This window comes from Limnohabitans sp. Rim47 (assembly GCF_001517545.1).
Classification (GTDB): domain Bacteria; phylum Pseudomonadota; class Gammaproteobacteria; order Burkholderiales; family Burkholderiaceae_C; genus Limnohabitans_A.
In genome coordinates, this window is sequence record NZ_FBYA01000001.1 from 1,069,372 (window position 1) to 1,076,521 (window position 7,150).

At 60.9% G+C, this 7,150-nt stretch carries 7 protein-coding genes; 4 read left to right on the forward strand and 3 right to left on the reverse strand.

Going from position 1 to position 7,150, the window contains the following annotated elements:
* Positions 1–7: 7 nt before the first annotated feature.
* Genes tadA through BN3544_RS04925 form a run of 3 tightly spaced genes read right to left on the reverse strand, consistent with a single transcriptional unit; the run spans position 8 to position 2,385 of the window.
* Positions 8–1,378: a tRNA adenosine(34) deaminase TadA gene (gene tadA / locus BN3544_RS04915; RefSeq protein ID WP_019429073.1), complete on the reverse strand. Its 1,371-nt coding sequence runs from the start codon at positions 1,376–1,378 to the stop codon at positions 8–10.
* Positions 1,375–1,725, reverse strand: coding sequence for a hypothetical protein (locus tag BN3544_RS04920; RefSeq protein WP_019429074.1), 351 nt, complete (start codon positions 1,723–1,725; stop codon positions 1,375–1,377). Before BN3544_RS04920 ends, tadA begins: the two co-directional genes overlap by 4 nt.
* A 3-nt stretch (positions 1,726–1,728) precedes the next feature.
* Positions 1,729–2,385 (reverse strand): FMN-binding negative transcriptional regulator, encoded by a 657-nt coding sequence (locus BN3544_RS04925; protein WP_019429075.1) that lies wholly within the window; start codon positions 2,383–2,385, stop codon positions 1,729–1,731.
* A 240-nt stretch (positions 2,386–2,625) separates the two neighbouring features.
* Here BN3544_RS04925 and BN3544_RS04930 point away from each other — a divergent pair, with 240 nt between their 5' ends.
* From BN3544_RS04930 to istB, 4 genes are all read left to right on the forward strand, one after another.
* Positions 2,626–3,060 carry a LexA family protein gene (locus BN3544_RS04930; RefSeq protein ID WP_019429076.1) on the forward strand — a complete coding sequence of 145 codons (435 nt, stop codon included), beginning with the start codon at positions 2,626–2,628 and terminating at the stop codon, positions 3,058–3,060.
* A gap of 1 nt (position 3,061) precedes the next feature.
* Complete coding sequence (locus BN3544_RS04935) at positions 3,062–4,363, forward strand: Y-family DNA polymerase (protein ID WP_019429077.1); 1,302 nt, start codon at positions 3,062–3,064, stop codon at positions 4,361–4,363.
* A gap of 360 nt (positions 4,364–4,723) precedes the next feature.
* Entirely contained in the window at positions 4,724–6,235 is a 1,512-nt protein-coding gene (gene istA, locus BN3544_RS04940) for an IS21 family transposase (protein ID WP_019429078.1), read from the forward strand.
* Positions 6,228–7,052 (forward strand): IS21-like element helper ATPase IstB, encoded by an 825-nt coding sequence (gene istB, locus BN3544_RS04945; protein WP_019429079.1) that lies wholly within the window; start codon positions 6,228–6,230, stop codon positions 7,050–7,052. The genes istA and istB overlap by 8 nt, the downstream gene beginning before the upstream one ends.
* The last annotated feature ends 98 nt before the right edge of the window (positions 7,053–7,150 follow it).

Here is a 7,150-nt window from a genome sequence, read left to right on the forward strand (position 1 = left end):
TTCTTTTTCAGGGCTTGAAGTGTCGCACAGCCGCCTCGGCAATCGCCCTGCCCTGCTCTTGCACAAAATGGCCCGCATCGGGCAGCAGCATGGGCTCGGGGCAGCCACGGATCTGGCTTTGCAAATGGCGCATCACCGGCTCACCCAGCACCGGGTCTTGCTGGCCAATGGCCATCAGGCTTTGGCCCTGCCAATCGCGTTGCCAAAAGGCTTGGGCTTGGCGCGAAATGGCCGCGCCGGGTGCATCGGCCATGGCCGGCACCATGGGCGGAAAGGCCCTGAGCGCGGCGCGAAAGCCTTTGTCTGGGAATGGCGCGTTGTAGGCCGCTGTCTCAGCGGGCGTCATGCCGGGGTTGCCCCGCGCAAACAGCTTGCCCACATCGAACTGCGGCTGGCTTTGGCACCAGTCGCGCCAGGCCAAAAAGCCCGCACTCAGGGGCTGCTCACCTGTGGCCAAAGTGGTGTTCATGACCAGCAGGCCCTTGTAACGCGCTGGCGCGGCCATGGGCAAGGTCAGGCCCACAATGCCGCCCCAGTCTTGCACCACCAACACCACGCGCTGCACATCCAGCCGCGCCAGCAAATCCAGCAAGGACTGGCGGTGCGTTTCAAACTGGTGAAAGCGGTCTTTTTTGGGCTTGTCGCTTTTGCCAAAGCCGATCAAGTCGGGTGCCACCACGCGGTGCCCCGCCGCCAGCCAGACCGGGATCATCTTGCGGTAAAGGTAGCTCCAGGCCGGGTTGCCGTGCAGGCAAAGCCAGGTCAGTGGCGCGTCTTGGGGGCCTTCGTCCAGGTAATGCATGCGCAGGCCTGCGATGCTGGGCAGGTCATTCACGTAACGGGGCGGCCAAGGGTAGTCAGGCAAACCGGCAAACGCCGCATCGGGCGTGCGCAGCGCGTCTTCGCGCACGGGGTCGGCATTCACGCGCTTGGGCTTGAAAAAATCCTGGAGCAACTGAGCGCACGCATCGGCCAGCACCCCACCCGTGACCTGCGTCTGGTGGTTCAGCTGCGTGTGGCCAAACAGGTTGAGCACCGAGCCCGCCACGCCGGTGCGCGGATCGGCTGCGCCAAACACCACACGGTCCAGCCGCGCGTGCAGCATGGCCCCGCTGCACATGGCGCAAGGCTCCAACGTGACATACAGGGTGCAGCCGTCCAGTCGGTAATTGCCCAGCACACGGGCCGCTTCGCGCAAGGCCACCACCTCGGCATGCGCGGTGGGGTCGTGGCTGGCAATCGGCGCGTTGCGCCCGGTAGCGATCACTTGGCCGTTTTGCACGACCACCGCGCCCACGGGCACTTCGCCTGCGTCTGCGGCCAAGCGGGCTTGGTCCAAGGCCAGACGCATCCACTGCTCATCGCTCAAAGACGTCATGCGTCAATGTCCTCTTCAAAATGAAAGCGGTGCAAAAAACGGTGCAGCACGGGTGCGCCCAACACGCCCACGCAGATCAGGGCCACAAAGCCGCTGTACAGCGCATAAGTGCCGGAAAACAATTTGCCCGCCGTGCTCAGCGGCGCGCCCACCGGCCCCATGCCAGACAAAATCATGGCGGCACTCAAATAAGCATCCACCCAGGACATGTTTTCGAGCTCGTGATAGCCGAACATGCCCGCCAACAACGACACGCCAATCAGCAGCGAAGCCAGACCCACCGCACCAACCAAGCGTCGGTGGTAAGCCACACGGGGAATCAGGGGTTTGCTGTAGTGTTCAAACATGATTCATACCTTGGTTGGGGCCTGTGGCAGCAAACCGAGTTCTTCCATCCAACGGGACAAAGCCTGTTCGCTCGAGGTGCCTGCGGCATAAGCGGCGTGCATGGCGACATGGGCTTCAGGACGGTGCTGATTGAGTTTGACGGCGCATTGCAAATCTGCGATCTGCATTTCAAAAGCCACAATGCCGTTCAGCATGGCCGCGGTGTAACTGGCTGGCAATTCACGCCATTGCTGTGCATACGAAGGCTCGTGGTCGGCAATCAGGCACTTGAGCAAACGATCCCGGTCGGTCTGTGGGTCGATGATGCGCACTTGCACCTTGGCCTGCACCGCCAGATAAGACCAGGTAGGCACGCGCTGTTTGTCGGCATAAACCCCCGGCGACATATAGGCCTGCGGCCCCATGAAACTGACCAAGGCCTGCGATGGCGAGGCCAGCAACTGCGCATGCGGATTGGCCCGTGCACAGTGGCCCAACAAAACGCCATGTTCGGACGCTGGTTCACCCCACAGTGACACCGCTTGCCAGTGCAACGGGATGTGGCTGAGCACCGGAAAGCCGTCGTCGCCCACCGACACGATGGACGCCAAAGGATGCTCGCGCATGATGCGCCGCGCGATGGCTGGATCGGTGTTGTTGAATTGTTTGGGCAGGTACATAGCAGGATGAATGTACCAAAACAAAGGCAGCTGACGGTGCCCTTGTGGCGGACCGCAGTGAGTGCGTCAACAACAGCGCTCGGCACAGCGGGCAAGGTCGGCGGCAAAGCAGCTCACTCATGTTGATACTGCGATGGCCAAGTCCATAACCCGACATGACTGGTCAAACAACTCCATCAGGCAACTGCAAATTGCTGATGTTGTCAGTATACTGTTGTTTTGTACAGTATTGGCGACATCATGCCCCAGCTTTCTACCCCGCAGCCCTTGCCCCCCGGCCCACTCCTGGTCAATGCATTTCTGACCAGCGTTCAAGCCGGTTTCCCCTCCCCCGCCGAAGACCACCAGGTCGAGCGCATCGACTTGATGAGCCAGCTCATCAAGCACCCGCAAGCCACCTTCATGCTGCGCGTGAGCGGCGAGTCCATGCGCGACGTGGGCATCCTCGACGGCTCGGTCGTGTTGGTGGACAAAGCCATCCAGCCCGAAAGCGGTCACATCGTGATCGCTGTGGTCGATGGCGACTTCACCTGCAAGGCCCTGCAAATCCCGCCCGGCGGCGGCATGCGCCTGAAAGCCGCCAATCCCGACTACCCGGACATCGTGCCCAAGGACGGCCAGACCGTGGAAATCTGGGGCGTGGTCGTGGCCAGCATCGTCCAGCACCCGGCCTGACATGCTCGCCCTGGTCGACGGCAACAACTTCTATTGCAGCTGCGAGCGCGTGTTTCAGCCCTGGCTGCAAGGCCGCCCGCTCGTCGTCCTGAGCAACAACGACGGTTGCGCCATCGCCCGCAGTGACGAAGCCAAAGCCCTGGGCATCAAGATGGGCGCGCCCTACTTCCAGCTGCGCGAGCTGGAACGCGACGCGGGCCTGATCGCGCTGTCTGCCAATTTCGCGCTTTACGGCGACATGAGCGACCGCATGATGACCCTGGCCGCAGGCCTTGGCCACACGCAAGAGGTCTATTCCATCGATGAAAGCTTTATCGACCTGAGCGGCATCACCGGCGACCTGGTGCGCCGCGCCCGCATCATCCGCAGACGCATTCATCAATGGATCGGCATCCCGACCTGCATCGGCATCGGCCCCACCAAAACCCTCGCCAAGTTGGCCAACGCCATCGCCAAAAGCGCCGAACGCAAGCCCGGCAGCTATCCGGTGCAGCATGCGCAAATCTGCCATCTGGGCGCGTGTACCCGCGAAGAACTTCAAGCCCTGCTCCAAACCACCGAAGTCGGGGACGTCTGGGGCGTCGGCCCCAAGATCGGCGCACAGCTGCGCGCCCAAGGCATCCACACCGCGCTCCAACTCCAGCGCATGGACCCAGCCGCAGCCAAAGCGGGCTGGTCGGTCGTGCTGGAAAAAACCGTGCGCGAACTCAACGGCGTGCCCTGCATTGAATTTGAAGACGAGCCCCCGGCCAAACAACAAATCGCCTGCACCAGATCCTTCGGCCACCCGGTGACGGAGCTGATCGAGCTGCAAGAAGCCATCACCGAATTCGCCTGCCGTGCTGCAGAAAAACTGCGCAAGCAAGGCAGCCACACGGCTTTCATCTCGGCTTTCATCCGCACCAGTCCGTTCAGGAAACAAGACCCGCAATACAGCCGTAGCGCAAGCATCCCCCTGCCCTCGCCCACCAGCGACAGCGCGCACATCGCGCAAACGGCCAACGCCATCCTGAAACACATCTACCGCCCCGGCTTCAAGTACGCCAAAGCGGGCGTGATGCTCATGGACCTCCAGCCCGCCACCCGCCACCAGCTGACGCTGGACTTTAACGAGACCATGCCCGAAAACCGCATCCGACTGATGGACGCGATGGACCAGGTGAACCAACGCTACGGACGCGGCACCCTCAAGCTGGCCAGCGCGGGTGCACCCCGGGCGCGCAAGCTGTGGGCGATGAAGCAAGAGAGGATGTCGACGGGGTTCACGACGGACTGGGGGGGCTTGGCTGACGTCAAGAGTTAAGCTCTAAAACAGATATGCAACACGAATCCGAAAACACAAATTTGCCCACTGAAATGGTGAACTCAGGATTTGCCCACCACGGCCTTGATGTCCTTCTGTTGCCGCCGACCGAAAACTGACCATCTAAACCTAGGAGTGCCGACTCAAAATTGACCAGGGTGTTCAACTGGCCTGCTGAAATATTCAGCAGGAGAGCAAGAAGGTGATCACCATGGAAATGATAGGCAAGGTCAGGCGCATGAAGNTGTTGCCGCCGACCGAAAACTGACCATCTAAACCTAGGAGTGCCGACTCAAAATTGACCAGGGTGTTCAACTGGCCTGCTGAAATATTCAGCAGGAGAGCAAGAAGGTGATCACCATGGAAATGATAGGCAAGGTCAGGCGCATGAAGTTGCGCGAGAAACTCTCCAACAGCGAGATCGCCAAGCGCACGGGGCTGTCGCGCAACACGGTCAAAAAATGGCTCAAGGCCCCGGGCGACCAGGCGCCCAAGTACAAAAGGCAAAGCGGATTCACCAAACTCAGCGCTTTTGAGGCGACGTTGGTTCAGGCGCTTAAGACCGATTCCCATCGACCCAAACATGCCCGGCGCAGTGCGCGGGCGCTGTTGGCGCAGTTGCAAGCGCAGGGCTATCGGGGCGGCTACAGCCGATTGACAGATTTCATTCGGGGTTGGCGCGAGCAAGAGGGCAAGGCGGCATCCAAGGCCTATGTGCCTTTGAGTTTTGAGCTGGGCGAGGCGTTTCAGTTTGACTGGAGCGAGGAAGGGTTGCTCATTGGCGGGGTGTACCACCACATGCAGGTCTCACATCTCAAGCTGTGCGCCAGCCGGGCGTTCTGGGTGGCGGCCTACCCCAGCCAAGGGCACGAGATGTTGTTTGATGCGCACACCCGCAGTTTTGCGGCGCTGGGCGGTGTGGCGCGCCGAGGCATTTACGACAACATGAAGACGGCGGTGGACAAGGTCAAGAAGGGCAAAGGTCGCATCGTCAACGCCCGCTTCAATGCGCTGTGCAGCCACTACCTGTTTGAGCCGGACTTTTGCAACGTGGCCTCGGGCTGGGAGAAAGGGGTGGTGGAGAAGAACGTGCAGGACAGCCGCAGGCGCATTTGGATAGAGGCTGGCACCAAGCGGTTTGGCTCGTTTGTGGAGCTCAATGCCTGGTTGGCCGAGCGCTGCCGCTCGATCTGGGCCGAAACAGCGCATCCGGAGCACAAGCAGTTCACGCTGGCCGAGATGCTGGACTTGGAGCGTGAGCACTTGATGAGCATGCCCGAGCCGTTTGATGGGTATGTGGAGAATCCGGCCCGGGTGAGCAGCACCTGTTTGGTCAATGTGGCGCGCAACAAGTATTCGGTGCCGTGCGAGTGGGCTGGGCAGATGGTCAGTACAAGGCTGTATCCGGGCCGAGTCGATGTGGTGGCCCAAGACGCCATCGTGGCCAGTCACGCAAGGCTGACCAACCGGGCGCAAATCAGCTACGACTGGCAGCATTACATCGATCTGGTGCAGCGTAAGCCGGGGGCGCTGAGGAATGGCACGCCGTTTATGGACTTGCCGCCTGCGCTGCTGAGGCTGCGGCAATCGCTGATGCGCCATGTTGGAGGTGACCGGGTGATGGCACAGGTGCTGGCCGTGGTGCCGCAATCGGGGCTGGACGCTGTATTGGTGGCGGTGGAGGTTTTGCTGGAAGGTGCCACACCCAACGGTGGCATCAGCGTGGAGCATGTGCGCAACGTGTTGGCACGATTGAGCAGCCCACCGATGCCGCAGCAAGCCGAGACATCGCTGCAGCTCAGTGAGGTGCCGATGGCCAACACGGCGCGCTATGACGGCCTGCGCTCTGGCGTGGAGGTGAGCTATGACTGAGCACAGGGCAACGCAGCGGGACATCCAGGCCGAGCTCAAAGGTCTCAGACTGAGCGGCATGGCCATGGCCTGGGCGGATCTGGTGGAGCAAGGCGGCAATGCCGAGCTGGGGGCATCACGCTGGCTGATCGAGCATTTGCTGCAAGCCGAAGCAGTCAACCGCCATATGAGATCGATTGCGCATCAAACCAAGGTGGCCCGGTTCCCGGTTCACCGGGATCTGGCGGGCTTCAACTTTGAGGCCTCGCAAGTGGACCGGGCATTGGTGCACAAACTGGCCGATCTGTCGTTCACGCAGGATGCGCAAAACGTGGTGCTCATTGGGGGGCCGGGGACGGGCAAGACGCACCTGGCCACGGCGCTGGGTATCTCGGGGCTGACGCAACACAGCAAAAAGGTCAGGTTCTACTCGACGGTGGATCTGGTCAATGCGCTGGAGCAAGAGAAGGCGCAGGGCAAGGCGGGTCGGCTTGCGCTGAGTTTGTCGCGCATGGACTTGGTGGTGCTTGATGAGTTGGGGTATTTGCCGTTCAGCCAGGCCGGAGGGGCACTGCTGTTTCACTTGCTGTCCAAGCTGTACGAACGGGTCAGTGTGCTGATCACGACAAACTTGACGTTTGCCGAATGGTCGAGCGTGTTTGGGGATGCCAAGATGACGACGGCGCTGCTGGACCGGTTGACGCACCACTGCCACATTGTGGAGACGGGCAATGAGTCGTATCGGTTCAGGCACAGCTCCAATGAGGCCAGAGGCCGAATCAAAGCGCGGGAGCAGGCAAGAAAAACGGAGAGAAAGGAGCTGCAGGACGACAATTGAACTTATAGTTATCCACAGCCAGCAGACATAAAAGCTGGCTCAAGCCCCTGGTCAAAATTCAATCGGCACAGGTGGTCAATATTGGATCGGCGTCAACA

Bases quoted from the DNA above. Each gene is read 5' to 3' on its own strand.
- BN3544_RS04935 (WP_019429077.1), top strand. From the start codon at position 3,062: ATGCTCGCCCTGGTCGACGGCAACAACTTCTATTGCAGCTGCGAGCGC.
- istB (WP_019429079.1), top strand. From the start codon at position 6,228: ATGACTGAGCACAGGGCAACGCAGCGGGACATCCAGGCCGAGCTCAAA.
- BN3544_RS04920 (WP_019429074.1), bottom strand. From the start codon at position 1,725: ATGTTTGAACACTACAGCAAACCCCTGATTCCCCGTGTGGCTTACCAC.
- tadA (WP_019429073.1), bottom strand. From the start codon at position 1,378: ATGACGTCTTTGAGCGATGAGCAGTGGATGCGTCTGGCCTTGGACCAA.
- BN3544_RS04925 (WP_019429075.1), bottom strand. From the start codon at position 2,385: ATGTACCTGCCCAAACAATTCAACAACACCGATCCAGCCATCGCGCGG.
- BN3544_RS04930 (WP_019429076.1), top strand. From the start codon at position 2,626: ATGCCCCAGCTTTCTACCCCGCAGCCCTTGCCCCCCGGCCCACTCCTG.
- istA (WP_019429078.1), top strand. From the start codon at position 4,724: ATGGAAATGATAGGCAAGGTCAGGCGCATGAAGTTGCGCGAGAAACTC.